22 protein-coding genes and 1 other RNA gene are annotated in these 25,807 nt (G+C 58.3%); 8 read left to right on the top strand and 15 right to left on the bottom strand.

Features of this window, described 5'->3' with window-relative positions:
• Positions 1–12: 12 nt before the first annotated feature.
• The 3 genes from folP to rlmE form a co-directional block, all read right to left on the bottom strand.
• Entirely contained in the window at positions 13–864 is an 852-nt protein-coding gene (folP, locus tag KZH41_RS26710) for a dihydropteroate synthase (RefSeq protein WP_263274014.1), read from the bottom strand.
• An 8-nt stretch (positions 865–872) separates the two neighbouring features.
• Positions 873–2,783: an ATP-dependent zinc metalloprotease FtsH gene (gene ftsH, locus KZH41_RS26715; RefSeq protein ID WP_242152587.1), complete on the bottom strand. Its 1,911-nt coding sequence runs from the start codon at positions 2,781–2,783 to the stop codon at positions 873–875.
• A gap of 200 nt (positions 2,784–2,983) precedes the next feature.
• Positions 2,984–3,634 (bottom strand): 23S rRNA (uridine(2552)-2'-O)-methyltransferase RlmE, encoded by a 651-nt coding sequence (gene rlmE, locus KZH41_RS26720; protein ID WP_065892263.1) that lies wholly within the window; start codon positions 3,632–3,634, stop codon positions 2,984–2,986.
• 106 nt (positions 3,635–3,740) lie between these two features.
• Between rlmE and KZH41_RS26725 the strand changes: the two genes are divergently transcribed.
• The gene (locus tag KZH41_RS26725; protein ID WP_017139256.1) at positions 3,741–4,049 is read left to right on the top strand and encodes a YhbY family RNA-binding protein; all 309 of its coding nucleotides are present in this window, start codon (positions 3,741–3,743) and stop codon (positions 4,047–4,049) included.
• Between the two features lie 20 nt (positions 4,050–4,069).
• On the opposite strand, the gene KZH41_RS26730 is transcribed toward KZH41_RS26725, so the two are convergent.
• The 8 genes from KZH41_RS26730 to grpE all read right to left on the bottom strand — a co-directional run bounded on the left by KZH41_RS26730 (position 4,070) and on the right by grpE (position 14,536).
• On the bottom strand, positions 4,070–4,474 hold the full coding sequence (locus KZH41_RS26730) for an MFS transporter (RefSeq protein ID WP_094951709.1): 405 nt from the start codon (positions 4,472–4,474) through the stop codon (positions 4,070–4,072).
• A gap of 28 nt (positions 4,475–4,502) precedes the next feature.
• On the bottom strand, positions 4,503–4,979 hold the full coding sequence (gene greA / locus KZH41_RS26735; protein ID WP_094951708.1) for a transcription elongation factor GreA: 477 nt from the start codon (positions 4,977–4,979) through the stop codon (positions 4,503–4,505).
• Positions 4,976–8,197, bottom strand: coding sequence for a carbamoyl-phosphate synthase large subunit (carB, locus tag KZH41_RS26740; protein ID WP_094951707.1), 3,222 nt, complete (start codon positions 8,195–8,197; stop codon positions 4,976–4,978). Before carB ends, greA begins: the two co-directional genes overlap by 4 nt.
• A gap of 105 nt (positions 8,198–8,302) precedes the next feature.
• Positions 8,303–9,439: a glutamine-hydrolyzing carbamoyl-phosphate synthase small subunit gene (gene carA / locus KZH41_RS26745; RefSeq protein ID WP_094951706.1), complete on the bottom strand. Its 1,137-nt coding sequence runs from the start codon at positions 9,437–9,439 to the stop codon at positions 8,303–8,305.
• Between the two features lie 259 nt (positions 9,440–9,698).
• Complete coding sequence (dapB, locus tag KZH41_RS26750) at positions 9,699–10,505, bottom strand: 4-hydroxy-tetrahydrodipicolinate reductase (protein ID WP_242152593.1); 807 nt, start codon at positions 10,503–10,505, stop codon at positions 9,699–9,701.
• Between the two features lie 10 nt (positions 10,506–10,515).
• A complete protein-coding gene (gene dnaJ, locus KZH41_RS26755; RefSeq protein ID WP_094951704.1) occupies positions 10,516–11,640 on the bottom strand; it encodes a molecular chaperone DnaJ in 1,125 nt (374 codons plus the stop codon).
• Positions 11,641–11,956: 316 nt separating this feature from the next.
• Entirely contained in the window at positions 11,957–13,873 is a 1,917-nt protein-coding gene (gene dnaK, locus KZH41_RS26760; RefSeq protein WP_094951703.1) for a molecular chaperone DnaK, read from the bottom strand.
• A gap of 102 nt (positions 13,874–13,975) precedes the next feature.
• Positions 13,976–14,536, bottom strand: coding sequence for a nucleotide exchange factor GrpE (grpE, locus tag KZH41_RS26765; protein WP_094951702.1), 561 nt, complete (start codon positions 14,534–14,536; stop codon positions 13,976–13,978).
• A gap of 254 nt (positions 14,537–14,790) precedes the next feature.
• On the opposite strand from grpE, the gene recN reads away from it, so the two are divergent.
• Positions 14,791–16,464 carry a DNA repair protein RecN gene (gene recN, locus KZH41_RS26770; protein WP_094951701.1) on the top strand — a complete coding sequence of 558 codons (1,674 nt, stop codon included), beginning with the start codon at positions 14,791–14,793 and terminating at the stop codon, positions 16,462–16,464.
• Positions 16,465–16,551: 87 nt separating this feature from the next.
• Here the strand turns inward: recN and fur are convergent, their stop codons facing one another.
• On the bottom strand, positions 16,552–16,956 hold the full coding sequence (gene fur, locus KZH41_RS26775; protein WP_083360362.1) for a ferric iron uptake transcriptional regulator: 405 nt from the start codon (positions 16,954–16,956) through the stop codon (positions 16,552–16,554).
• A gap of 98 nt (positions 16,957–17,054) precedes the next feature.
• Between fur and KZH41_RS26780 the strand changes: the two genes are divergently transcribed.
• The gene (locus tag KZH41_RS26780; protein WP_094951700.1) at positions 17,055–17,582 is read left to right on the top strand and encodes an outer membrane protein assembly factor BamE; all 528 of its coding nucleotides are present in this window, start codon (positions 17,055–17,057) and stop codon (positions 17,580–17,582) included.
• Between the two features lie 63 nt (positions 17,583–17,645).
• On the opposite strand, the gene KZH41_RS26785 is transcribed toward KZH41_RS26780, so the two are convergent.
• Both KZH41_RS26785 and KZH41_RS26790 read right to left on the bottom strand, forming a co-directional pair.
• Positions 17,646–17,948: an RnfH family protein gene (locus KZH41_RS26785; protein ID WP_263274015.1), complete on the bottom strand. Its 303-nt coding sequence runs from the start codon at positions 17,946–17,948 to the stop codon at positions 17,646–17,648.
• A complete protein-coding gene (locus KZH41_RS26790; RefSeq protein WP_094951698.1) occupies positions 17,941–18,375 on the bottom strand; it encodes a type II toxin-antitoxin system RatA family toxin in 435 nt (144 codons plus the stop codon). Before KZH41_RS26790 ends, KZH41_RS26785 begins: the two co-directional genes overlap by 8 nt.
• A gap of 166 nt (positions 18,376–18,541) precedes the next feature.
• Here KZH41_RS26790 and smpB point away from each other — a divergent pair, with 166 nt between their 5' ends.
• The gene (smpB, locus tag KZH41_RS26795) at positions 18,542–19,024 is read left to right on the top strand and encodes an SsrA-binding protein SmpB (protein WP_003176160.1); all 483 of its coding nucleotides are present in this window, start codon (positions 18,542–18,544) and stop codon (positions 19,022–19,024) included.
• A gap of 38 nt (positions 19,025–19,062) precedes the next feature.
• Here smpB and KZH41_RS26800 read toward each other — a convergent pair whose 3' ends face one another.
• Positions 19,063–19,830, bottom strand: coding sequence for an FCD domain-containing protein (locus KZH41_RS26800; RefSeq protein ID WP_263274016.1), 768 nt, complete (start codon positions 19,828–19,830; stop codon positions 19,063–19,065).
• Between the two features lie 250 nt (positions 19,831–20,080).
• Here KZH41_RS26800 and KZH41_RS26805 point away from each other — a divergent pair, with 250 nt between their 5' ends.
• The 4 genes from KZH41_RS26805 (at position 20,081) to ssrA (ending at position 25,576) form a co-directional block, all read left to right on the top strand.
• The gene (locus tag KZH41_RS26805) at positions 20,081–21,775 is read left to right on the top strand and encodes a lactate permease LctP family transporter (protein WP_263274017.1); all 1,695 of its coding nucleotides are present in this window, start codon (positions 20,081–20,083) and stop codon (positions 21,773–21,775) included.
• Positions 21,776–21,846: 71 nt separating this feature from the next.
• Positions 21,847–24,657 carry an FAD-binding and (Fe-S)-binding domain-containing protein gene (locus KZH41_RS26810; RefSeq protein WP_242152599.1) on the top strand — a complete coding sequence of 937 codons (2,811 nt, stop codon included), beginning with the start codon at positions 21,847–21,849 and terminating at the stop codon, positions 24,655–24,657.
• 136 nt (positions 24,658–24,793) lie between these two features.
• The gene (locus KZH41_RS26815; RefSeq protein WP_094951694.1) at positions 24,794–25,075 is read left to right on the top strand and encodes a hypothetical protein; all 282 of its coding nucleotides are present in this window, start codon (positions 24,794–24,796) and stop codon (positions 25,073–25,075) included.
• Positions 25,076–25,179: 104 nt separating this feature from the next.
• Positions 25,180–25,576: a transfer-messenger RNA gene (ssrA, locus tag KZH41_RS26820) on the top strand.
• Positions 25,577–25,807: the final 231 nt, after the last annotated feature.

The raw sequence follows: 25,807 nt of genomic DNA on the forward strand, positions 1-25,807 counted from the left end.
GCTCCATCATTCTTATTCGGCTGATTCTACAGCAGCAAGCATACGCACCACATCGACCGTCTCGGCGACGTCATGCACACGCAAAATACGCGCACCTTTGGTCACGGCCAGCGCCGCCAGCGCCAGCCCACCGTACAGCCGCTCACCTACAGGACGGCTCAAGGCCAGCCCTATCATGCTCTTGCGCGAAACGCCGACCAAAAGGGGCCGACCAAGGGCATGCAAGGCTTGCATATGCTTGAACAGGCTTAAATTGTGTTGAAGGGTCTTGGCGAAGCCAAACCCGGGATCAAGGATGATCTTTTCGGCAGCAATCCCCACCTTGGCGCACTGAGCAATACGTTCGGCAAGGAACCCGCTCACTTCGCCAACGAGGTCATCGTAGTGCGGGCCGTCCTGCATATTGCCGGGCTCTCCCAGCATATGCATCAGGCACACCGGCAGACCGGTTGCCGCCGCAGCATCCAGGGCGCCGTCGCGCTGCAGCGAGCGGACGTCATTGATGAGCCCCGCCCCCAGACGTGCCGTCTCACGCATCACGGCTGGGGTGGATGTATCGACCGATATGATTACGTCCAACTCGCGAGCAATAAGCTCGACTATCGGCGCCACGCGCTCCAGCTCCTCGGCGGGAGAAACAACACGAGCGCCAGGGCGAGTCGACTCGCCGCCGACATCAATCAACGTTGCGCCAGCCGCCACCATCGCTTCGGCATGACGCAATGCGGCATCCAGTTGGCTGAAACGGCCGCCGTCAGAAAAGGAATCAGGGGTTACATTAAGAATGCCCATGACATGTGTATGGGCCAAATCAAGAACCCGGTTGCCGCAAGGCAACCGGGTGGAGGACAACGCAGAAGTCATTTCAAACCTTAGAGGTCAGCTGCCGGGCCGCCGATCGGGGTTTCAGGACGTTCGTTCTGAACCACTGGCGGAGTGCCAGAAGTACCTGAACCGCCTTCCCAATCGCGAGGCTCACGAGGTGTACGACCTGCCATGATGTCGTCGATCTGGTCGGCATCAATGGTTTCGTACTTCATCAGCGCATCAGCCATGGCATCCAGCTTGTCGCGGTTGTCGGTCAGGATCTGCTTGGCCGTGCCGTAGCACTGGTCAATGATACTGCGCACCTCGGAGTCGATCAGCTTAGCTGTCTCACCGGAGAAGCTGGCGGCTTGACCGCCACCGCCACGACCCAGGAACACTTCGCCTTCTTCCTCGGCATACATCAATGGGCCAAGTTTTTCCGACAAGCCCCACTTGGTCACCATGTTCCGTGCAATCTGGCTGGCACGCATGATGTCGTTGGAGGCACCGGTGGTTACACCGTCAAAGCCCAGGGTCATTTCTTCAGCAATTCGACCACCGTACAGCGAGCAGATCTGGCTGATCAGTGCACGCTTGGAGAGGCTGTAACGGTCCTCTTCCGGCAGGAACATAGTGACACCCAGCGCCCGACCACGAGGGATGATCGACACTTTGTAGACCGGGTCATGCTCAGGCACAACGCGACCCACAATGGCGTGACCAGCTTCGTGATAAGCGGTGTTCTGCTTCTCTTTTTCGGACATGACCATCGATTTGCGCTCGGCGCCCATCATGATCTTGTCTTTCGCCAACTCGAACTCTTTCATTTCCACGATGCGCTTGCCGGTACGGGCTGCGAACAACGAAGCCTCGTTCACCAAGTTGGCCAGGTCGGCACCGGAGAAACCTGGAGTACCACGGGCAATCACGGCCGGCGCAACGTCGTCACCCATTGGCACTTTGCGCATGTGCACTTTCAGAATCTGTTCGCGACCACGGATATCCGGCAGGCCAACCACAACCTGACGGTCGAAACGACCTGGACGCAGCAGCGCTGGGTCGAGTACGTCAGGACGGTTAGTCGCAGCGATGACGATGATGCCGTCATTCATTTCGAAGCCGTCCATCTCTACCAGCAACTGGTTGAGGGTCTGTTCACGCTCATCATGACCACCGCCCATGCCGGCACCACGATGGCGACCAACGGCGTCGATTTCATCGATGAAGATGATGCATGGCGCGTGCTTCTTGGCCTGTTCGAACATATCGCGAACGCGGCTGGCACCCACACCGACGAACATCTCGACGAAGTCAGAACCGGAAATGGTGAAGAAAGGCACCTTGGCTTCGCCGGCAATTGCCTTGGCCAGCAAGGTTTTACCGGTACCCGGAGGACCGACCATCAGCACACCGCGAGGAATACGGCCACCCAGGCGCTGGAACTTGCCCGGATCGCGCAGGAATTCAACCAACTCGCCCACTTCTTCCTTGGCTTCATCGCAACCTGCAACATCAGCCAGGGTGGTCTTCACCTGATCTTCGGAGAGCAGGCGCGCCTTGCTCTTGCCGAAGCTCATCGGCCCGCCCTTGCCTCCCGCACCACCTTGCATCTGGCGCATGAAGAACATGAACACGGCGATAATCACCAGGATCGGGAAGCTGGCCACCAGGAGTTGAGTCCAGATGCTCTGCTGCTCAGGCTGCTTGCCTTCAACGACTACGTGGTTATCCACCAGGTCGCCGATCAGACCGTTGTCCTGGATTGCCGGACGAATGGTCTTGAAGCTATCGCCATCGCTGCGCTTGCCGGTAATTACGTAGCCATCAACCGCTACGCGCTCGACCTTGCCATCCTTAACTTGCTGGATGAAGTCGGAATAGTTGAGGGTCTGCGGCTCATTAGGGCTGGAGAAGTTGTTCATCACCGTCACCAGGACAGCCGCGATGATCAACCACAGGATCAGATTCTTTGCCATATCGTTCAATTAACTACCCTCTGAAGCAAGCTCCGCTACTGGCGCGCGCTTCGCATGATATTCACCGGCCTAACTTACTACATTACCTACAACTCTGGCAGGCGCCGTCTGTAACCCTTTGTGAAACTTTGACTACACAATATTCGTAAAGCTTCGTGACGAAAGCGACATAAAAAAACCTATCGCCCTCCTCGAATTTCTCAAAAACGCTCTTCGCTCGCCGCGCCTTCGACACCGCGGAACCCACGGCACAGCAGGTACTGCTCTCGAGACCTGTCCCGTGAAGAGTCAGGTTTACGCGTCTGCACCTTATCGAACAGCTTGCGGATGTTCTTGTGGTACTCGTCAAAACCTTCGCCTTGGAAGACTTTCACCAGAAAATCACCACCAGGACGCAAAACCCGACCTGCCAGATCCAGAGCCAATTCACAAAGGAACATCGCTCGCGGCATATCGACGGCCGGTAATCCACTCATATTGGGGGCCATGTCGGAAATCACAAGGTCTACCTGCGAATTTCCCACGGCTTCGAGGATCTCTGCGAGCACGGTGTCCTGGGTGAAGTCACCATGAACAAAGGTCACATCCGGGATGCTGTCCATTTCCAGGATGTCGGAAGCAATCAAGCGGCCCTGCCCACCAATCAGACGACTGGTCACTTGGGACCAGCCACCGGGGGCCGCGCCAAGATCAATAACGCTCATGCCCGGACGAATCAATTTGTCCTTGTCCTGGATCTCCAGCAGCTTGTAGCTGGCCCGCGAACGGTAGCCGTCCTTTTGCGCCTTTTTGACGTAAGGATCGTTGAAATGCTCTTGCAGCCACTTAAGACTAGTTTTGGAACGGGCCACGGGCCACCTCGAAAAATAAAACGGGTCGTGATTAACTGGGCGGTCCCGGACTCGCTCGGGTAAACTGGCCGCCGCTTTTTACAAGATCAGACGCAGGGGTCAGATTATGCCGCTCACTCAAGAGCAGAAGAAACAGTACAAATCCATTGGCCACCATCTGAAACCAGTTCTGATTGTGGCAGACAACGGTTTGACTGAAGGTGTGTTAGCCGAACTTGAACGCGCATTGGGCGATCACGAACTGATCAAGATCAAGGTCAACATCCTTGACCGCGAAGCGCGTTTGGCCGCCATTGCAGAACTGTGCAAGGTCGGCAAAGCGGACCTGGTTCAGGTCATCGGCAAGATGGCGCTGCTGTATCGCAAGAACTTCAGCGTCAACAAGCAACTGTCGAACGTACACCGCTTCAAGTAGCTTTCAAATGACAACAAGGGTCACGGGCGCGCTTCGCGCGCCCCGCCACTCCACCCAGGCGCCGGCTGTATAACCAGCACCAGGCCGGAGAACCCTAGCACAAGATAGCTGAATAGCTGCCAGCGCAACGCTTGCGGCAGCCACACATGCACCACGCAGAACATTGCGCATGCATACAGCGCCATCAACAGCAGCTGGCCGCGAATATCCCGCCACAAACTCTCCAAGCCTTCGGCCTTGATCAGCACCAGCACTTGGAGCGTCACGCACGCCGCCGCAAAAACCACCAGCAGCGCACTTAGCAATCCGTCGATCTCATCGATCAGCAACGGCGCCAGGCCAATCAGGCCCAGCGTCGGCAATATACCAATGTGTAACAACCACACGCCGCCCACCCAAAGCATCTGGGCAAGCTGCCAAAGCATGGCGCCCGCATGAAGCGGGCGCCGTCTTTCAGATGTGACGAACTTCAACAATCTCATACTCGATAACGCCACCGGGCGTTTTCACAGCCACCACGTCACCCTCTTCCTTGGCAATCAAGGCACGGGCGAGTGGGGAACCAACAGAGATCTTGCCAAGTTTGAAGTCGGCTTCGTCTTCACCCACGATGTGGTAAACAACGCGCTCATCAGTCTCGACGTTGGCGATTTCCACGGTGGTGCCGAAAATCACTTTGCCGGTCTTCGGGATGGTCGTGACGTCGATGACCACCGCATTCTGCATACGGCCTTCGATGTCACGGATCCGCGCCTCGACCATACCCTGCTGCTCGCGAGCAGCGTGGTATTCAGCGTTTTCCTTCAAGTCACCCAGTTCGCGGGCCGTACCGATGTCCTGGCTCAGCTTCGGACGGACGACCTTGGTCAGATGGGCGTGTTCCTCTTCCAGGGCCTTAGCGCCCTGGACAGTCATTGGGTATTTGATCATGCCTTCAATCCTGCGTGTAGATCCTGCAAGCGACGCACGGTCTTTTCTGGACCGAACTTGAGCGCTTCGCAGATGGCTTCGCCAGCAGCAATAGTGGTGGTGCAGTAGATCTTGTGCTGCAAGGCATTACGACGAATGGAGTAGGAGTCCGCGATCGACTGGCGACCCTCTGTGGTGTTGATGATCAGCGTGACTTCGTCATTCTTGATCATGTCGACCACGTGCGGACGGCCTTCCGTCACCTTGTTCACGCGACGCACTTTCAGGCCGGCAGCTTCGATCAGCTTAGCGGTCCCGGCAGTGGCCACGACTTCAAAGCCCAAGTTGATCAGATCACGGGCTACGCCTGCAACCAGTGGCTTGTCATCATCACGCACACTGATAAACGCGGTACCACCGGTTGGCAGCACTTCGCTGGCACCCATCTGCGCCTTGGCGAACGCTTCACCGAAGGTATCGCCCACACCCATCACTTCACCGGTGGACTTCATCTCTGGGCCCAGGATCGGGTCCACACCAGGGAATTTGGCGAACGGGAACACCGCCTCTTTCACGCTGTAGAAGTTCGGAATAATTTCCTTGGTGAAGCCGATTTCCTTCAGGGTCTTACCCGCCATCACGCGCGCGGCGATCATGGCCAGGGACACACCGATGCACTTGGAAACAAATGGCACGGTACGCGAAGCGCGCGGGTTGACTTCGATGACGTAGATGTCTTCGCCTTGCAGCGCCAACTGAACATTCATCAGGCCGACAACGCCCAGTTCCAGGGCCATTTTCTTGACCTGTTCACGCATCTCGTCCTGGATGTGCGCCGGCAGCGAGTACGGTGGCAGCGAGCAGGCGGAGTCACCGGAGTGAACGCCCGCTTGCTCGATGTGCTGCATGATCGCGCCGATCACTACGTCGGTACCGTCGCACACCGCATCCACGTCCATTTCGATGGCGCAGTTGAGGAAGTGGTCCAGCAGCACCGGGCTGTCGTTGGACACTTTCACCGCATCACGCAGGTAACGCTTGAGCTCTTCTTCTTCGTAGACGATTTCCATCGCCCGGCCGCCCAGTACGTAGGACGGACGCACGACCAGCGGGTAGCCGATCTTGCTGGCTGCACGGATGGCTTCGTCTTCGCTGCGCACAGTGGCGTTTGGCGGCTGACGCAGGTTCAAGCGTTCAACCATTTGCTGGAAGCGCTCACGGTCTTCGGCACGGTCGATGGCGTCAGGGCTGGTGCCGATGATCGGCACACCAGCGGCTTCCAAGGCGCGAGCCAGTTTCAGCGGGGTTTGGCCGCCGTACTGGACGATCACGCCTTTAGGCTTCTCGACGCGACAGATTTCCAGCACGTCTTCCAGCGTTACTGGCTCGAAGTACAGACGGTCGGAAGTATCGTAGTCAGTGGAAACAGTTTCCGGGTTGCAGTTGACCATGATGGTCTCGTACCCGTCTTCGCGCAGGGCGAGGGCGGCGTGTACGCAGCAATAGTCGAACTCGATGCCTTGGCCGATACGGTTTGGACCGCCACCCAGGATAATGATCTTGTCACGGCCCGACGGCGCGGCTTCGCACTCTTCCTCGTAAGTGGAGTACAGGTACGCGGTGTCGGTTGCGAACTCGGCGGCGCAGGTGTCAACGCGCTTGTAGACCGGAAAGATGTCCAGCTTGTGGCGATGCGTGCGCAGGTTCTTCTCGGTCACACCCAGCAGCTTGGCCAAGCGCATGTCGGAGAAACCTTTGCGCTTGAGGCGGAACATCAGGTCGCGGTCGATAGAGGACAGACCGAGGGTCTTGACCTTCTCTTCTTCCTTAATCAGATCTTCGATCTGCACCAAGAACCACGGGTCGATCATGTTCATGCCGAAGATATCTTCGACGGTCATGCCGGCGCGGAAAGCATCGGCTACGTACCAAATGCGCTCGGCGCCCGGCACGGTCAGCTCGCGCTTGAGCACGCTCATGCTTTCCGGGTTGCTCAGGTCGAGCTTCTCGTCCAGGCCGCAAACGCCTACTTCCAGACCACGCAGGGCTTTCTGCAGGGATTCCTGGAAGGTCCGGCCGATGGCCATGACTTCACCAACCGACTTCATCTGAGTGGTCAGGCGTGCGTCGGCTTTCGGGAATTTCTCGAATGCAAAGCGCGGCAGCTTGGTCACAACGTAGTCGATAGACGGCTCAAAGGAGGCCGGTGTAGCGCCGCCAGTGATTTCGTTTTGCAGCTCGTCCAGGGTGTAACCGATCGCCAGCTTGGCAGCGATGCGCGCAATCGGGAAACCGGTCGCTTTCGATGCCAGCGCCGAAGAACGCGATACACGCGGGTTCATCTCGATCACAACCATACGACCGGTGTCCGGGCAGATACCGAACTGAACGTTGGAACCGCCGGTTTCAACGCCGATCTCACGCAATACCGCCAACGAGGCGTTACGCATGATCTGGTATTCCTTGTCCGTCAGGGTCTGTGCCGGAGCAACGGTGATCGAGTCACCCGTGTGCACGCCCATCGGGTCGAAGTTTTCGATGGAGCAAACGATGATGCAGTTGTCCTTCTTATCGCGGACAACCTCCATTTCGTACTCTTTCCAGCCGATCAGGGATTCGTCGATCAGCAGTTCTTTAGTCGGCGACAGGTCCAGACCACGCGCGCAGATTTCTTCGAACTCTTCACGGTTGTAAGCAATACCGCCACCGGTGCCGCCCATGGTGAAGGATGGACGAATGATGCACGGGAAGCCGAGCTTTTCGAGAACCGCGTTGGCCTCTTCCATGCTGTGGGCGATACCGGAACGCGGGCAGTCAAGGCCGATGGACTTCATGGCTTTGTCGAAACGCGAACGGTCTTCAGCCTTGTCGATGGTGTCGGCATTCGCACCGATCATCTCTACGCCGAATTTTTCCAGGACGCCTTCGCGCTCCAGGTCCAGGGCGCAGTTCAATGCAGTCTGGCCGCCCATGGTCGGCAGCAGTGCGTCCGGACGCTCTTTCTCGATGATCTTGGCAACGGTCTGCCACTTGATCGGTTCGATGTAGGTGGCGTCGGCCATGTCCGGGTCGGTCATGATGGTGGCCGGGTTGGAGTTCACCAGGATGACGCGGTAACCCTCTTCGCGCAGGGCTTTACAAGCCTGGGCGCCGGAGTAGTCGAACTCGCAGGCCTGGCCGATCACGATCGGGCCAGCGCCGAGAATCAGGATGCTTTTTATATCTGTACGTTTTGGCATGGGTTTGTCACTCAAATCCGCAGGTCAGTCGGCAAGCCGTCTTGAACACTCTTTGAAGAGCCTGCGGGGGCCACCGAGGTTCGGGGCCGCCCGCAAGCCACTCAGTCAGCGTCGCTTGGCCATCTCATTGATGAAACGGTCGAACAGCGGCGCTACGTCGTTCGGGCCCGGGCTTGCTTCAGGGTGGCCCTGGAAGCTGAACGCACTCTTGTCAGTGCGCTCGATGCCTTGCAAGGAACCATCGAACAGCGACTTGTGAATTGCGCGAACGTTAGCCGGCAAGGTCGCTTCATCCACCGCAAAGCCGTGGTTCTGGCTGGTGATCATCACCACACCAGTGTCCAGGTCTTGCACCGGGTGGTTGGCACCGTGGTGGCCATGCCCCATTTTCAGGGTCTTGGCACCGGAAGCCAGGGCCAGCAGCTGGTGACCGAGGCAGATACCGAATACCGGGATCTCGGTTTCCAGCACTTCCTTGATCGCCTTGATGGCGTAGTCGCAAGGCTCCGGGTCACCCGGGCCGTTGGACAAGAACACACCGTCCGGCTGCAGGGCCAGCACGTCGCTGGCTGGGGTTTGCGCTGGCACCACGGTCACGCGGCAACCGCGCTCGACCAGCATGCGCAGGATGTTGTACTTGATGCCGTAGTCGTAGGCGACTACGTGGTAAGGCAGGTCAGCAGCAGCGATGGTCTCGTGGCTGTCGGTCTTCAAGTCCCAGACAGTGGAGCGCCACTCGTACTGCTCTTTGGTGCTGACTTCTTTCGCCAGGTCCATGCCTTTCAGGCCAGGGAAGCCTTGCGCTGCGGCAATTGCCGCTGCTTCGGAAATATTGTCACCCGCCATGATGCAGCCGTTCTGCGAGCCTTTTTCACGCAGGATGCGTGTCAGGCGGCGCGTATCGATACCGGCGATCGCCACAACGTTGTTGGCTTTCAGGTAATCGGACAGTGACATCGTGTTACGCCAGTTGCTCGCAACCAGTGGCAGGTCACGAATGACCAGGCCGGCCGACCAGACACGATCAGACTCGACGTCTTCCGGTGTAGTACCGGTGTTGCCGATGTGCGGATAGGTCAGGGTAACGATCTGTTGGGCGTAGGAAGGATCGGTAAGGATTTCCTGATAGCCGGTCATGGCAGTGTTGAACACTACCTCTCCAACGGTTTGACCGTCGGCTCCAATGGCTTCGCCGCGAAAAATGCTGCCATCAGCAAGGGCGAGTATGGCTGGCTTAGTCAAGAAGACCTCCCGTAAATAAAGCCTGAAAGGGCGATCGCAGGTTGTAAAAAAGCGGAGTGACGTATGGACACGTCACCCCGCTTCTTCACTGAATTATTCTGCGCGCTTTTAGTGGACACACTAAAGCTGTAGCTTACAGAAAAAGGCTTTTTTGGTCCACCGCTAATGAGCCTTAAAGGCAGGGGAATGCGACAGGACGTCGCTTAGCGGGTAAAAACGGGGCCTCAGGATAATCCTGAGGCCCCGTTTTAGCTACTGATTAGTGCAGATCCAGCACATCACGCATGTCATACAGCCCCGCCTCACGACCTTCCAACCAGAGCGCGGCACGCACCGCACCCTTGGCGAACGTCATGCGGCTGGATGCCTTGTGCGTGATCTCCAGGCGCTCGCCTTCGGTGGCGAACAGCACAGTGTGATCACCGACCACATCACCACCACGCACGGTGGCAAAGCCGATGGTGTCACGTGCACGCGCACCGGTGTGGCCTTCACGACCATACACGGCGACTTTCGACAGGTCCCGCCCCAGCGCATCGGCAATTGCCTCACCCATGCGCAACGCAGTACCCGACGGCGCGTCGATCTTGTGCCGGTGATGAGTTTCGATGATCTCGATATCCGCTTCATCACCCAGCACACGCGCCGCCAGGTCCAGTAACTTGAGCGACAGGTTCACGCCGACACTGAAATTGGCAGCGAAGACGACCGGAATATCCTTGCCCGCCTCCACCAGCAACTGCTTCTGCTCAGCACCCAAGCCCGTAGTACCGATCACCATGGCCTTGCCCGCCTTGCGGCAGAACGCCAGGTTTTTCAGCATCACCTCCGGCAATGTGAAATCGATCAGCACGTCGAACTCGTCAGCCACCTGCTCAAGGTTGCCCGACAGCGAAACACCGATGCGCCCCAACGAGGCCAGCTCACCGGCGTCCGCACCGATCAACGTGCTACCGGGGCGAACAATCGCCGCCGTTAGCCCGGAGGCCGGCGAGCCCTGCTGCACCGCCTCGACCAAGGTCTTGCCCATGCGCCCGGCAGCGCCCATTACGGCTATACGTCGCATACTCACTTCCTTAGAGGTCGCCGAAGAAGCGCTTCACACCATCGAAAAAGCCGGTGGTTTTCGGCGAATGCGAGTCATCGCCTTCCAACGAGCTGCGGAACTCTTCCAGCAGTTCGCGCTGACGGCGACCCAAGTTAACTGGCGTTTCCACCGCTACGCGGCACATCAGGTCCCCAGCACCGCCACCACGCACAGGCGCAACGCCCTTGCCACGGATACGGAACTGTTTGCCGGTCTGCGTGCCTTCCGGGATCTTGAGCTTGACTCGACCGTCCAGCGTCGGAATCTCCAACTCGCCACCCAGGGCCGCGTCGACAAAGCTGATAGGCACTTCGCAGAACAGGTGTTTGCCGTCGCGCTGGAAGATCGAATGCTCGCGCACATTGATCACCACGTACAGGTCGCCCGTAGGGCCACCTTGAGCCCCCGCCTCGCCTTCGCCCGACAGGCGAATGCGATCACCGGTATCCACACCCGCCGGCACTTTCACCGAAAGGGTCTTGTACTCTTCGACGCGGCCTTCGCCATGGCAGGAGTCGCACGGATCGGAAATGATCTTGCCCTGGCCATGGCAACGCGGGCAAGTCTGCTGCACCGAGAAGAAGCCCTGCTGCATGCGCACCTGGCCGATACCACCACAGGTGGGGCATGTGATCGGCGAGGAACCCTTCTTGGCCCCCGAACCGTCGCATGGCTTGCAATTGACCAGCGTCGGCACACGTATATTCACGGTAGTGCCGCGCACGGCTTCTTCCAGGTTCAGCTCCAGCGTGTAGCGCAAGTCGCTGCCACGCTGGGCACCGCCACGCTGACCGCCACGACCGCCGCCGAAGAAGTCGCTGAATACGTCGCCGAAAATGTCGGAGAAGTTCTGACCACCAAAACCGGCACCGCCGCCACCCATGCTTGGGTCGACACCGGCATGGCCATACTGGTCGTAGGCCGCACGCTTGTTCGGATCACTCAGGCATTCATAGGCTTCGTTGGCCTCTTTGAACATCTCTTCGGATTCTTTGCTATCCGGATTACGGTCCGGGTGGTGCTTCATCGCCAGGCGACGGTAAGCCTTTTTCAGGTCCGCCTCGCTGGAACCGCGCTCCACACCCAATACTTCGTAATAGTCACGCTTTGCCATAAGTTTTTGCACTCTTAAGGACGTTCGGCCAGACCCTCCTGAGCCTTGCCAAACTCGTTGAGCCCCAATACAGGCCCGGACCCAACTCACGTCAATTCAACGATCCTGGTCATTACTGCTTTTAGCCAGGGACCCGGCCAAAAACGCGGTGACTGCCGCCAGGAAGCAGGAGCATTCCCAGTCACACCGCCAACACCCGAACCTTGTCGCATGTTGTAAAAATTCGCATACCCCAGACACGCCAACGCGGGAGCAAGCTCCCGCGCGGCGACATCCTACCAGTCACCGCTTGATAGCGGTCAACCGGGCGACCAACTTACTTGTGGTCTTTAACTTCTTCGAACTCGGCATCGACAACGTCGTCGTGCTTGGCTTCAGGTTCTGCGTGTTGTGCAGCGCCTTCTGCCGGCTGGCCTTGTTCGGCGTACATTTTCTGAGCAACCGGTGCGGAGACTTTCGACAGCTCCTCAACCTTAGCTTCGATGGCAGCCTTGTCGTCGCCTTTAATGGCGGTTTCCAGGGCAACCACTGCCGCTTCGATTGCGGTTTTCTCTTCAGCGGTCACTTTGTCGCCCGCTTCGGAGACCATTTTGCGCGTCGAGTGAACCAGGGCATCGCCTTGGTTACGGGCGCCGGCCAGCTCAGCAAACTTAGCATCCGCATCAGCATTGGCTTCAGCATCACGAATCATCTGTTGAATTTCTTCATCAGACAGACCGGAGTTGGCCTTGATGGTGATCTTCTGCTCTTTGCCAGTGGCCTTGTCTTTAGCACCTACGTGCAGAATGCCGTTGGCGTCGATGTCGAAGGTCACTTCAATTTGTGGCACGCCACGCGGTGCTGGCGGAATCTCAGCCAGGTCGAACTTGCCCAGGGACTTGTTCTGAGCAGCTTGCTTACGCTCACCTTGCAGCACGTGAATAGTCACTGCGCCTTGGTTGTCGTCGGCAGTCGAGAACACTTGCGATTTCTTGGTAGGAATCGTGGTGTTTTTCTCGATCAGCGCGGTCATCACGCCGCCCATGGTTTCGATACCCAGGGTCAGCGGGCTGACGTCCAGCAGCAGCACGTCTTTCACGTCGCCGGCCAGTACCGCACCTTGGATAGCAGCACCCATGGCAACAGCTTCGTCCGGGTTCACGTCTTTACGCGCTTCTTTGCCGAAGAACTCGGTAACCAGCTTCTGAACCAGTGGCATACGGGTCTGACCGCCAACCAGGATCACGTCGTTGATCGCGCCAACGTCGATACCAGAGTCTTTCAGCGCGATGCGGCAAGGCTCGATGGTGCGTTGAACCAGATCTTCAACCAGCGCTTCCAGCTTGGAACGCGAGATCTTCACGTTCAAGTGCTTAGGACCGGTGGCGTCTGCAGTGATGTACGGCAGGTTCACGTCGGTCGACTGAGCGGAAGACAGCTCGATCTTGGCTTTCTCAGCGGCTTCTTTCAGGCGCTGCATCGCCAGCGGGTCACCTTTGAGGTTCATGCCGCTTTCTTTCTTGAATTCTTCAACGAGGTAGTCGATCAGACGAATGTCAAAGTCTTCACCACCCAGGAAGGTGTCACCGTTAGTGGCCAACACTTCAAACTGGTGCTCGCCGTCAACTTCAGCGATCTCGATCACGGAGACGTCGAACGTACCGCCACCCAGGTCATAAACGATCACAGTGTGGTCGCCTTTGGCCTTGTCCATACCGTAAGCCAGTGCAGCTGCAGTGGGTTCGTTGATGATACGTTTTACGTCCAGGCCCGCGATGCGGCCGGCGTCTTTAGTCGCCTGGCGCTGGCTGTCGTTGAAGTAGGCCGGAACGGTGATCACCGCTTCAGTCACTGCCTCACCGAGGTAGTCTTCGGCGGTTTTCTTCATCTTTTTCAAGATTTCAGCCGAGATTTGCGGCGGCGACATTTTCTGGCCGTTTACTTCAACCCAGGCGTCACCGTTGTCAGCCTTGGCGATTTTGTAAGGGACCATCTTGATGTCTTTCTGTACGACTTCTTCATCGAACTTACGACCGATCAGACGCTTCACCGCGTACAGGGTGTTATGCGGATTGGTCACAGCCTGACGCTTGGCCGACTGACCGACGAGGATTTCACCGTCGTTGGCGTAAGCAATGATCGACGGCGTGGTACGCGCGCCTTCGGCGTTTTCGATAACTTTAGCAACACCGTTTTCCAGCACGGAGACGCAGGAGTTGGTAGTCCCCAGGTCGATACCGATAATTTTGCCCATGATTTACTCTCCCGAAACTTTAATTTGGATGCCGCAGCAGTGGTGGCTAACTGCGGTAGCACTTAAACGCTTGACTTATAAATGGGGGCCTTGCGGCGGATTTCAAGCCTGCTCATCAATAGAAGGTGCAACGGGTGCAGGAGCTTTGCTCACCACCACCATTGCCGGGCGCAACAAACGACCGTTGAGCTGATAACCCTTCTGGAACACTTTCAATACGCTATTGGGCTCCAGGTCATGGCTTTCCTGCATGGCCATGGCTTGGTGATGCTCTGCATTGAACGGCTCGCCGCCTTGCGGATCGATGGCTTCCAGCTGATAACGCTTCAGGGTGTCCTGGAACATTTTCAGGGTCAGTTCAATCCCTTCGCGCATTGGGCGGATGTTTTCATCGTCCGGGTTGGACAATTCAAGGCCACGCTCCAGGCTGTCGATAATCGGCAGCAGGTCATTGGCGAATTTTTCCAACGCGAACTTGTGAGCCTTCTCAACATCCTGCTCGGCGCGGCGGCGGACGTTCTGCAGATCGGCGGCAACACGCAAAGACTGATCCTGCGCAGCAGCCAATTGCTCTTCGAGCACTTGCACACGAGTCGCCAGTTCATCACCGACAGCCGAATTGGCGTCTGGAGTTTGCGTATCCTGCGTCTGTTCGTCAGCCATAGATTTCTCCTTTCAAAATCATGCGCGAACTCAACTCGCGCTTCTGTTCCGGTATATGGGGCCACAATTTCCAGGTTCAAGAGCGCAAGCGTTACCAAAAGTCTTTCGCCTGCCGTAGATCAATTCCTGCGCCCTCATTCCCTGCTGAGCTAAAAAAACGATTCGATCAAGCAAATCGAGCTAAGCACCAGGATTGTCAGCCCCAAACAAAACACTGTATAAATAACCAGACCTAACGCCTCGGAGCGGCCGCTATGCTCGTGCACCTGTCTGTACATAACTACGCCATCGTTGAACATCTGGACCTCGAACTGGATCGCGGGATGAGCGTAATCACAGGCGAAACCGGTGCCGGCAAGTCGATCATGCTCGACGCGCTGGGCCTGACGCTCGGCGACCGTGCCGACAGCGGCGTGGTGCGCCCCGGGGCGGACAAGGCCGATATCCTGGCCACCTTCGACCTGGCAGACATTCCCGAAGCCGAAACCTGGCTGGCCGAGCGCGACCTTAATAATGAAGGCCCGTGCATCCTGCGCCGCGTCATCACCGCAGAAGGGCGCTCGCGCGGCTACATCAACGGCACGCCCTGCCCCCTTGGCGACTTGAAAGCCCTGGGCGAGCTGCTGATCGATATCCACAGCCAGCACGAACACCAATCCCTGCTGAAAACCGACACCCATCGCCGACTGCTCGATGAATACGCCGGCGCCACCGATCTGGCCCGGCAGGTACAGCTTGCCGCCCAGCGCTGGAGGCAGACACGCCAGGAGCTGGAACGCCTCTCCAATTCCGGCGATGAGCAGCGCGCCCGTCATCAACTGCTCAGCTACCAACTGGAAGAGCTGGAAAGCCTCGGCCTGGGCGAGACCGAGCTGGAGCAACTGGAGCAGGAACACAAGAACCTCACCAACGCCGAGACCCTGCTGGGTATCTGCCGCCAGGTGGTGGAGCAATGCAGCGAAAGTGATTCGGGCAACGTGCTCAATGCACTGACCGCCAGCCTCAATCGCCTGTCCAGCGTGAACAGTGGATCAGGCTCATTGAGCGAGGCCACGACCCTGCTGACCAGTGCACAGATCCAGGTCGAAGAAGCCGTGGGAGAGTTGAATCGCTTTCTCGACCACTTCGACGCCGACCCTGCCCGCTTGCAGGAAATAGAGGAGCGCCTAGATACCATCTACACCCTGGCGCGCAAGCACCGCATCCAGCCCACCGAAGTGGCCACGATGCAGCAAAAACTCCTGGATGAAATCGAAACCCTCAACGCCAACGACGAATCCATTGAGCGGCTGGGCGACGAACTCGCCTCGTTTGCCCGGCACTACCAAGAAAAGGCCCGCGAACTGAGCGACCTGCGCCAACAAGCGGCTACAAGCCTGGCCAGCGCCGTAGAGCAGGAGATTCAGCGCCTGGGCATGCCCGGCGGGCGCTTCACTATCGAGCTGCACGCCAACACCAGCAACGAACTGCAACCCCACGGCCTGGAACAGGTGGAACTGCTGGTCAGCGCCAACCCTGGCCAGCCACTTAAGGCGCTGGCGAAAGTGGCGTCCGGTGGCGAGCTGTCGCGGATCAGCCTGGCGATCCAAGTAATCACCGCCCAGACCTCACGGGTACCCACACTGGTATTCGATGAAGTGGACGTGGGTATCGGCGGGCCGACTGCCGAGATTGTTGGCCAGTTGTTGCGCCGACTCGGGGATCGCGGCCAGGTGCTTACGGTGACTCACTTGCCGCAAGTGGCCGCCCAAGGGCATCAGCATTTGTTTGTACATAAAGTACGCGGCAGCGATGCGACGCACACGGCCGTATCCAAGCTGAACAAATCGGAACGCGTGGAGGAAGTGGCACGGATGTTGGGCGGTATCGACCTGACGAAAGAGTCCCTGGCTCACGCGAAAAAAATGGTCGTGGCCGCCAAGGCCTGAATCGAGCATTTTTCTGCCTTATAGAAAGCACGAAGGCGACCCTAGGGTCGCCTTCTATCGTTTCACAGAGCGAATCTGTGTCGATTTTTACTTTTTCTTACGGATGTAAAGAACCAGATTATGGTCCACCAAATCGAATCCATGCTCCTCAGCAATCTGGTGCTGGAGCTTCTCGATTTCCGGACTGGTGAACTCGATAACCTCATTGGTATCCAGGTCAACCATGTGGTCGTGATGACCACCGTCAGCCAATTCGAACACCGCATGACCGCCGTCGAAATTATGACGAACCACCAGCCCTGCGGCTTCAAACTGGGTCAGCACACGGTAAACCGTGGCCAGGCCAACGTCCTCGTTAGACTCCATCAGTGCCTTGTAAACATCCTCGGCACTCATGTGGCGCTGCTCAGCAGAATCGAGCATTTGTAGAATCTTGACTCGTGGCAGAGTCACTTTAAGACCGGCTTTGCGTAGTTCGCTATTTTCAACCATGGTTAGCTTTCTCGCGGATGCTGCTTCGCAGCTTCTCTTAATACGGGTATGATCGGCGTTTACGTTGTCCCAGCCAAGATAGTGGAAGTCGCCCACCGATGCAAAACACCAAGCTCTTGCTAACCAGTTTCACCCTTGTGGGACTGCTCGCACTCGCCGGTTGTTCATTCCCCGGGGTTTACAAAATCGACATCCAGCAGGGCAATGTCGTCACGCAGGACATGATAGACCAGTTACGTCCGGGAATGACCCGACGGCAAGTACGGTTTATTATGGGTAACCCCCTGCTGACCGACACTTTTCATGCCGATCGCTGGGATTATCTCTACAGCATCCAGCCAGGCGGCGGTGAACGCCAGCAGGAACGCGTTAGTGTCATCTTCAATGGCAGTGACCAGCTTGTCAGCCTGTCCGGCGACTTCATGCCCGGCGTAAGCCGCGATGAAGCCTTGCTGGGCAAGGACAACGGCACCAACGTGACTGCGCCTGTTCAGGAAGCGCAGAAGCCGAAGTCCGAAGTACCTGCCAAGCCAGGTTCGTTGCTGGATCAGATCCAGAAAGACGTCGACGGCGTGCAAACCGTTCCAGTCCCGACGCCTCAGCCTCTGGACACCAGCCCGCAGTAATTTTGCGGAGCTCGATAAAAAGCCCGGCGTGCCGGGCTTTTTGTTGCCTGCCGATTGGCAGGCTTATGAACTTTGCTGCCTGGCCATCGCCGCCTTGGCCGCGCGCAGCCGGCGCACCTCTTTAGGGTCTGCCAGCAAGGGCCGGTAAATCTCAATGCGGTCACCCGGCTGCACAGCGCGCACATCTGCGTCGGCGACTACCTTGCCGAATATCCCCAATAGGCATTCAGCCAACACCAACTGCGGAAATTGCGCGGCTATTCCCGACGCCTGCACCGCCGCCCTCAGGCTTGAACCCGACGGCACCGTCACCGCCAGCAAGACCTGGCGATCCTCGGCGGCGTACACCACTTCAATCTCAACCATGCAGTTGTTTGGCCCGCTGACAGAATGCGTCCACCAAGGTGTTGGCAGCCTGATTGAACAAAGGTCCCAACGTTGCCCGCACAATCGGCCCCGCGTAATCAAAGGACAGGTCCAGGCTGATTTTGCAGGCCTTGTCAGTCAACACCTTGAAGACCCACACCCCATGCAACTGGGTAAACGGGCCTTCCTGCAGATTCATTTCGATAGATTGCCCAGGCACCAGCACATTGCGCGTAACAAAATGCTGACTAAGACCGCCCTTGGCCACCCCGACACTGGCAACCATGTGCTCATCACTGCTCTCCAGCACCTCGGCGGTGTTGCACCACGGCAGGAATTCCGGGTAACGCGCCACGTCGTTGACCAGGTCATAGAGCGCCTGCGCCGGATAAGGCAATAAAGCCGAACGTTGAATATGCGTCGTCATGTGAGCGTTACTTCCACTGCTGAGGCAAACATCGCGAAAGAACAGCCCAATCCGCGAGAGAAAAAAACCAAAGAACTGCCGGTATTGTCCGGGATTCGTCCAACACGCTCAAGCACGCAGGTTGACCGTAGCCGACACGCTCGCAACTCCCTATAATGCCGCCCCTATGGCTAAACAAAAGAAACACCCCACAGGGACCATCGCGCAAAATAAAAAGGCGCGACACGATTACTTCATCGAACATCGGTTCGAGGCTGGTCTGGTCCTGGCCGGCTGGGAAGTAAAAAGTCTGCGCGCCAGCAAACTGCAACTGGTCGACAGTTACGTATTGCTCAAAGATGGCGAGGCATGGCTGCTCGGCAGTCATATCACCCCGCTGACCACCGCGAGCACCCACGTGATTGCCGACCCGGTGCGCACGCGCAAGCTGTTGCTCAACGCGCGCGAACTGGAAAAGCTCGCTGCCGCCGTACAGCAGAAAGGCTATGCCTGCATCTGCCTGTCCTGGTACTGGAGCAAGCACCTGGTCAAGTGCGAGATCGCACTGGGCAAGGGCAAGAAGGAATACGACAAGCGCGATACCGAGCGTGAACGCGACTCCAACCGTGAGCTGCATCGCGCCGTGCGTAACAAGGGCAAGGAAGAGTAATCCTTGTGACAATGTAGCCTTGGGTGGCTCACCCCAGGCTACATGCCTTTACGTCGCTCCGCCCGCGCCACGCGCTGAACTTCCTGACGCACCTCCTCCAACACTTCCTGCACATACAGCAGGTGACGTGTTGAAACTTCGCGTGCCTGCTCGGCCCGCCCCTCGATAATCGCCAAGTATAAATCCCGGTGCTGACTGATCAGCATGTCGCGGGTTTCCGTACGCTGCTGGTACATGCCGCCGATGTTGGTCACCACGTTACGCTTGAGCAGATCAAACAGGCCGCGGATGGTGTGCAGCAACACTGCATTATGGCTGGCCTCGGCAATGGCCAAGTGAAACCGCGCATCCGCCGCGCCCTCCTCCATCCGGCTGACCTCATCAACCCGCGTGTAGCAATCCTGCAACGCCTCAAAGGCGGCGGTCAGCCGCTCACGGTCAACCTCGGTGGCGCGCTGCGCCGCGTAGTAAGCACACGAAGCTTCTAAGGTCTGGCGAAACTCCAACAAATCACGCTGGGCCTCGGGGTTATTTTCCAGCAGGTGCAGCAGCGGATCGCTGAACGTCGACCCCAAGGAATCCGCCACATAGTTACCGCCGCCCTGGCGACTGACCAGCAACCCCTTGGCCGCCAGCTTCTGGATCGCCTCGCGCAACGACGGGCGCGACACGCCAAACCGCTCAGCCAAAGCGCGCTCGGCCGGCAAGCGCTCGCCTGACTTGAGCGTACCCTCAAGGATCATGCCCTCAAGCTGCTCGACAATATCGTCAGACAAACGGCGCTGACGCACCTGATCAAACCCCATAACTCACTCTCCACAATCCCGACCACTCGCCGGGCCCTCTATTCTGGCCTATCGCCGCGCTTGCGGCACCTATCAGAACGCCTTCGATTGATCAGACCAGAACACTCCACCCGCGACCTAAGACCAAAGTTTCGCGAGCGGCAAATTGACACACCCCATCCAAGGCTTTTACTCTAGCCGACAGCGACTGTAAATTGGTATTACCAATTACCCAGGCTGACCAAACAACAACAATCAGGGGCCACCCCATATGCAAACCTGGCAACAGCTCTACAGCCCTCTCGGCAGCCTCGGCCTGTCCGCATTGGCCGCGGTTATTCCGATCGTTTTCTTCTTCCTGGCCTTGGCTGTGTTTCGCCTCAAAGGCCACGTCGCCGGTAGCATCACCCTGGCGCTGTCGATCCTGGTAGCGATCTTCGCCTTCCAAATGCCCGTGGACATGGCGCTGGCCGCCGCCGGTTATGGGTTTGCCTATGGCCTGTGGCCTATCGCGTGGATCATCGTCGCGGCCGTGTTCCTCTACAAACTGACGGTCAAGAGCGGCCAGTTCGAGATCATCCGCAGCTCGGTCCTGTCGATCACCGACGACCAACGCTTACAGGTCTTGCTGATCGGCTTTTGCTTCGGCGCCTTCCTGGAAGGTGCAGCCGGTTTCGGTGCACCCGTTGCAATCACTGCCGCACTGCTGGTCGGCCTGGGTTTCAACCCGCTGTACGCCGCAGGCCTGTGCCTGATCGCCAACACCGCGCCCGTCGCCTTCGGCGCGCTGGGCATCCCGATCATCGTCGCCGGGCAAGTCACCGGCATTGACGCATTCAAGATCGGCGCCATGACCGGCCGCCAGCTACCGCTGCTGTCGCTGTTCGTGCCGTTCTGGCTGGTGTTCATGATGGACGGCCTGCGCGGCGTTCGCGAAACCTGGCCGGCAGCCCTGGTGGCAGGCCTGAGCTTCGCCATCACTCAGTACTTCACCTCCAACTTCATCGGCCCGGAACTGCCGGACATCACCTCGGCCCTGGCCAGCCTGATTTCCCTGACCCTGTTCCTGAAAGTCTGGCAGCCCAAGCGCACCGCAGGCGCACAGATTGCCGGCGCCACCTCAAGTACAACGGTTACCGCCAGTGTCGGCGGCTTCGGTCAACCACGCCAAACCGTCGCGTCGCCCTACAGCCTGGGGCGGATTTTCAAAGCTTGGTCGCCGTTCCTGATCCTGACCGTGCTGGTTACCATCTGGACCCTCAAGCCGTTCAAGGCGATGTTCGCGGCGGGCGGTTCGATGTACAGCTGGGTGTTCAACTTCGCGATCCCGCACCTGGACCAACTGGTGATCAAGGTCGCCCCCATCGTCACCAACCCGACGGCGATTCCAGCCGTGTTCAAGCTGGATCCGATTTCAGCCACCGGCACCGCGATTTTCTTCTCCGCGCTGGTTTCAATGCTGGTGTTAAAGATCGACATAAAAACTGGTCTGACCACTTTTAAAGAGACCGTCTACGAGCTGCGCTGGCCGATCCTGTCCATCGGCATGGTGCTGGCGTTCGCCTTCGTCACCAACTACTCCGGCATGTCCTCGACCATGGCGCTGGTGTTGGCTGGCACCGGCGCTGCCTTCCCATTCTTCTCGCCCTTCCTCGGCTGGCTGGGGGTTTTCCTGACAGGTTCCGACACCTCGTCCAACGCCCTGTTCAGCTCGCTGCAAGCCACCACTGCGCATCAGATCGGCGTCAGCGACGTGCTGTTGGTCGCCGCCAATACCAGCGGCGGCGTGACCGGCAAGATGATCTCGCCGCAGTCGATCGCCGTCGCCTGCGCCGCCACCGGGCTGGTGGGCAAGGAATCCGATCTGTTCCGCTTTACCCTCAAGCACAGCCTGTTTTTTGCCACCATCGTCGGGCTGATCACGCTGGCGCAGGCCTACTGGTTCACCGGTATGCTGGTGCACTAAAGACCTGCACGTAATAGGGTAAGAATCGACGCCGGACAACCATGCCGGCGTCAGCTATTTCTGGAGGACCGATGAGCCTGCCTGCTGCTTTCCTGAGCGACGCCGCACAACTGATCCCGAAAGATCGTCGCTTCGACGATCCACTTTCCACCCTCGCCTTCGGCACCGACGCCAGCTTTTACCGACTGATCCCACAGCTGGTGATTCGCGTGGAGTCGGAAGACGAAGTGGTGGCGCTGCTGCAACTGGCCCAGCGTGATCGCGTGCCCGTGACCTTCCGCGCGGCGGGCACCAGCTTGTCCGGCCAAGCCATCAGCGACTCGGTGCTGATCGTGCTGGGTGACAATTGGAACGGCCGTGAGATTCGCGGGCAAGGCACACAGATCCGCCTGCAACCTGGCGTGATTGGCGCCCAGGCCAATGCGTGGCTCGCACCGTTCGGGCGCAAGATCGGGCCGGACCCGGCGTCGATCAATGCCTGCAAAATTGGCGGCATCGTCGCCAACAACGCCAGCGGCATGTGCTGCGGCACCGCGCAAAATACCTATCACACCCTCGCGGGTATCCGTTTGGTACTGGCCGATGGCAGCCGCCTGGACACCGAAGATGCAGCCAGCGTCGCTGCCTTTCGTGAACAGCACTGTGCGCTGCTTGAGCGCTTGGCAACACTGGGCCGCGAGACGCGGGCTAACGCTGAATTAGCCGCCAAAATCCGCCACAAATACCGTCTGAAAAACACCACCGGCCTGTCGCTCAATGCCTTGGTCGATTTTGATGAGCCGCTGGATATCCTCAGCCACCTACTTGTGGGTTCCGAAGGCACTCTGGGCTTTATCAGCGCAGTGACTTACGACACCGTGATCGATCACCCGAACAAAGCCTCGGCGCTGATCGTGTTCCCGGATGTCGAGACCTGCTGCAACGCCGTGACCGTGTTGAAATCCCAACCGGTCTCGGCCGTCGAGTTGCTGGACCGGCGCAGCATGCGTTCGGTACAGGACAAGCCGGGCATGCCTGCTTTCGTACAGCAGCTATCGGAAAATGCCTGCGCGCTATTGATCGAATCCCGCGCCGCATCGCCGTCATTGCTGCACGAGCAACTGGCGCTGATCATGGCGGCCCTGGCGCCCTTCCCAGTGGAAAAACAGGTCGACTTCACCGAAGACCCGGTCGAAAACGCACGCCTGTGGGCCATCCGCAAAGACACCTTCCCCGCCGTCGGCGCCGTGCGTAAAACCGGCACCACGGTGATCATCGAAGACGTGACCTTCCCGGTCGAGCAACTGGCCATCGGCGTGAACCGCTTGATCGAGTTATTCGACAAACACCACTACGACGAAGCCATCCTTTTCGGACATGCCTTGGAAGGCAATCTTCACTTTGTGTTCACCCAAGGCTTCAACAGCAGCGAAGAAGTCGCACGCTATCAAGCGTTCATGGACGACGTCGCGCAACTGGTGGCGGTGGAGTTCGGTGGCTCGCTGAAAGCCGAGCACGGCACTGGCCGCAATATGGCGCCGTTCGTTGAGCTGGAATGGGGCAGCGATGCCTATCAGTTGATGTGGCAGCTAAAACGCCTGCTCGACCCCAACGGCATTCTCAACCCCGACGTGGTGCTCAGCGAAGACCCGCAAATCCACCTCAAGCACCTCAAACCATTGCCCGCCGCCGACGAGCTTGTGGATAAGTGCATCGAGTGCGGGTTCTGCGAGCCGGTGTGCCCTTCCAAGGGCCTGACCTTGAGCCCACGCCAACGCATTGTGATCTGGCGCGACATCCAGGCGAAGAAGCGCGCGGGCGTCGACACCACCGAACTGGAAGCGGCTTACCACTACCAAGGCATCGACACCTGCGCCGCCACCGGGTTATGCGCCCAACGCTGCCCTGTAGGCATCAATACCGGCGACCTGGTGAAAAAGCTGCGCGCCCGCGACGCCGACCGTACGAAAACCGCCGACTGGCTGGCCAGCCATTTCGCCACAGCACTGCAAGGCGCACGTTTTACTCTGCATGTCGCCAATGGTGCGCGCATGCTTCTGGGCGCGCCGCGCCTGGCCAAGCTGTCAGCCACGGTGACCAAACTGTCCAAAGGGCAAATCCCTCAATGGACCAGCGCCATGCCGCAGCCGGAGAAAGCTATCCGCTTCAGCCCGGCCGTGACGGATGAGCGACCTCGCGTGGTCTACCTGGCGGCCTGCGTCTCACGCGCCATGGGCCCTGCGGCGAGTGATAAAGAACAGATGTCGTTGTACGACAAAACCCGTGGCCTGCTGGAAAAAGCCGGTTACCAAGTCGTCATCCCCGACAACCAGGACAGCCTGTGCTGCGGCCAGCCTTTCGCCTCCAAAGGCTATGCCGAACAGGCCGAACACAAACGCCAAGAACTGATCGGCGCCCTGCTTCACGCCAGCCGTGGCGGCCTCGACCCGATCTACTGCGACACCAGCCCCTGCACTCTGCGGCTGGTGCAAGACCTCGGCGAAACGCGCCTGGACCTCTACGACCCGGTACGGTTTATCCGCACCCACCTGATGGACCGCCTCGATTTCACGCCCCAGGAAGCGCCCATCGCCGTGCACGTCACCTGCAGCACTCAGCACCTGGGTGAAAGCCAGGCATTGATCGATCTCGCGCGACGCTGCTCAAAAACCGTGGTGATCCCGGAAGGCATCCACTGCTGCGGCTTTGCCGGCGACAAAGGCTTTACCACGCCGGAACTCAACGCCCACGCCCTGCGCTCGCTCAAGGACGCCGTGCAATATTGCAGCGAAGGCATCTCCACCAGCCGCACCTGCGAGATCGGCCTGAGCCAACATGGAGGCATTGATTACCACGGGCTGGTGTACCTGGTGGACCGGGTAACCCAGGCGCGGGCGCTTTAATCAGCCAACAAAACCGAACCCCTGCGTGCCGGCGTAGTCATCTGCATAGGCCTCGGTGAACGAGGCTCATCAGTGATGTCGCTGGCAGGCCTTGAACGCCAGCAGCGTCGAGCCCTTTTTCGCAAGGAGATACCCTATGAAGCGTTCCGCTCTTGCTGGCTTGTTTATTACCGCTGCGATGATGGCCTCCCCGGTGTTTGCAGCCGGTAAAACAGACGAGCTTTGCCAAATCAACCTGGACAAAATCAACAACGGCAAAGCGCTACTGGCCACCGACACCAGTGGTAAAAGCGGCGAAATCGACACCGCCGTCTCCCAGGCTAAGGCTGCCCACGCGGCCGGCGATGACAAGAAGTGCATCGAGATCACCTCCAAAGCCATCCAGGACTTGCAGAACAGCGAGAAAGGCGGCCAGTAAGCCCCTGACGCGCTCGCGGCCAACCTTCGGGTTGGCCTTCTGCGAACGTTTGGCGTACACTGCACAGGCTTGTCACTCACTAAGAAACAACGAGTTACAAGCACGGGGCCGTTTAGGATTCGACGCCGGTCGCGAAACTTTAGGTGCATGCCGAGTTGGTAACAGAACTCGTAAATCCACTGTTGCAACTTCTTATAGTTGCCAATGACGAAAACTACGGCCAGGAATTCGCTATCGCTGCGTAAGCAGCCTTAGACCTGAGCTTCTGGTACCTTCGGGTCCAGCAATCACCAGGGGATGTCTGTAAACCCAAAGTGATTGTCATATAGAACAGAATCGCCGTGCAGTACGTTGTGGACGAAGCGGCTAAAACTTACACAACTCGCCCAAAGCACCCTGCCCTTCGGGTCGCTGAGGGTTAACTTAATAGAAACGGCTACGCATGTAGTACCGACAGCGGAGTACTGGCGGACGGGGGTTCAAATCCCCCCGGCTCCACCAATTCGAAGCATCGACAGAACCCGCCTAGTGCGGGTTTTGTTGTTTCTGGGGTTTGGAAAGCCCGGCCGGTGGGCCTTCGGAATTTTCCTTCAACATGTCGCGTTGTTGGTGAACTGGCGAAACCCCATCAACAACGCTGACTTCCCCCCGTCGCTGCTCATCAGCGAGCGGCTTTGACAGGCCGAAAAGTGTAACCTTTCACACCCCTTGATTTAACGGCATGCTTCACGC

Source organism: Pseudomonas sp. YeP6b, from assembly GCF_025642995.1.
In the GTDB taxonomy this organism is placed as follows: domain Bacteria; phylum Pseudomonadota; class Gammaproteobacteria; order Pseudomonadales; family Pseudomonadaceae; genus Aquipseudomonas.

Excerpts from the sequence above, each read along its gene's own strand:
- ftsH (WP_242152587.1), bottom strand. The coding sequence starts at position 2,783 with ATGGCAAAGAATCTGATCCTGTGGTTGATCATCGCGGCTGTCCTGGTG.
- KZH41_RS26810 (WP_242152599.1), top strand. The coding sequence starts at position 21,847 with ATGAGCCTGCCTGCTGCTTTCCTGAGCGACGCCGCACAACTGATCCCG.
- carB (WP_094951707.1), bottom strand. The coding sequence starts at position 8,197 with ATGCCAAAACGTACAGATATAAAAAGCATCCTGATTCTCGGCGCTGGC.
- greA (WP_094951708.1), bottom strand. The coding sequence starts at position 4,979 with ATGATCAAATACCCAATGACTGTCCAGGGCGCTAAGGCCCTGGAAGAG.
- KZH41_RS26800 (WP_263274016.1), bottom strand. The coding sequence starts at position 19,830 with ATGGGGTTTGATCAGGTGCGTCAGCGCCGTTTGTCTGACGATATTGTC.
- folP (WP_263274014.1), bottom strand. The coding sequence starts at position 864 with ATGACTTCTGCGTTGTCCTCCACCCGGTTGCCTTGCGGCAACCGGGTT.
- KZH41_RS26805 (WP_263274017.1), top strand. The coding sequence starts at position 20,081 with ATGCAAACCTGGCAACAGCTCTACAGCCCTCTCGGCAGCCTCGGCCTG.
- recN (WP_094951701.1), top strand. The coding sequence starts at position 14,791 with ATGCTCGTGCACCTGTCTGTACATAACTACGCCATCGTTGAACATCTG.
- grpE (WP_094951702.1), bottom strand. The coding sequence starts at position 14,536 with ATGGCTGACGAACAGACGCAGGATACGCAAACTCCAGACGCCAATTCG.
- KZH41_RS26815 (WP_094951694.1), top strand. The coding sequence starts at position 24,794 with ATGAAGCGTTCCGCTCTTGCTGGCTTGTTTATTACCGCTGCGATGATG.
- dnaK (WP_094951703.1), bottom strand. The coding sequence starts at position 13,873 with ATGGGCAAAATTATCGGTATCGACCTGGGGACTACCAACTCCTGCGTC.
- KZH41_RS26780 (WP_094951700.1), top strand. The coding sequence starts at position 17,055 with ATGCAAAACACCAAGCTCTTGCTAACCAGTTTCACCCTTGTGGGACTG.
- KZH41_RS26790 (WP_094951698.1), bottom strand. The coding sequence starts at position 18,375 with ATGACGACGCATATTCAACGTTCGGCTTTATTGCCTTATCCGGCGCAG.
- dnaJ (WP_094951704.1), bottom strand. The coding sequence starts at position 11,640 with ATGGCAAAGCGTGACTATTACGAAGTATTGGGTGTGGAGCGCGGTTCC.
- dapB (WP_242152593.1), bottom strand. The coding sequence starts at position 10,505 with ATGCGACGTATAGCCGTAATGGGCGCTGCCGGGCGCATGGGCAAGACC.
- smpB (WP_003176160.1), top strand. The coding sequence starts at position 18,542 with ATGGCTAAACAAAAGAAACACCCCACAGGGACCATCGCGCAAAATAAA.
- KZH41_RS26785 (WP_263274015.1), bottom strand. The coding sequence starts at position 17,948 with ATGGTTGAGATTGAAGTGGTGTACGCCGCCGAGGATCGCCAGGTCTTG.
- KZH41_RS26725 (WP_017139256.1), top strand. The coding sequence starts at position 3,741 with ATGCCGCTCACTCAAGAGCAGAAGAAACAGTACAAATCCATTGGCCAC.
- fur (WP_083360362.1), bottom strand. The coding sequence starts at position 16,956 with ATGGTTGAAAATAGCGAACTACGCAAAGCCGGTCTTAAAGTGACTCTG.
- KZH41_RS26730 (WP_094951709.1), bottom strand. The coding sequence starts at position 4,474 with ATGCTTTGGCAGCTTGCCCAGATGCTTTGGGTGGGCGGCGTGTGGTTG.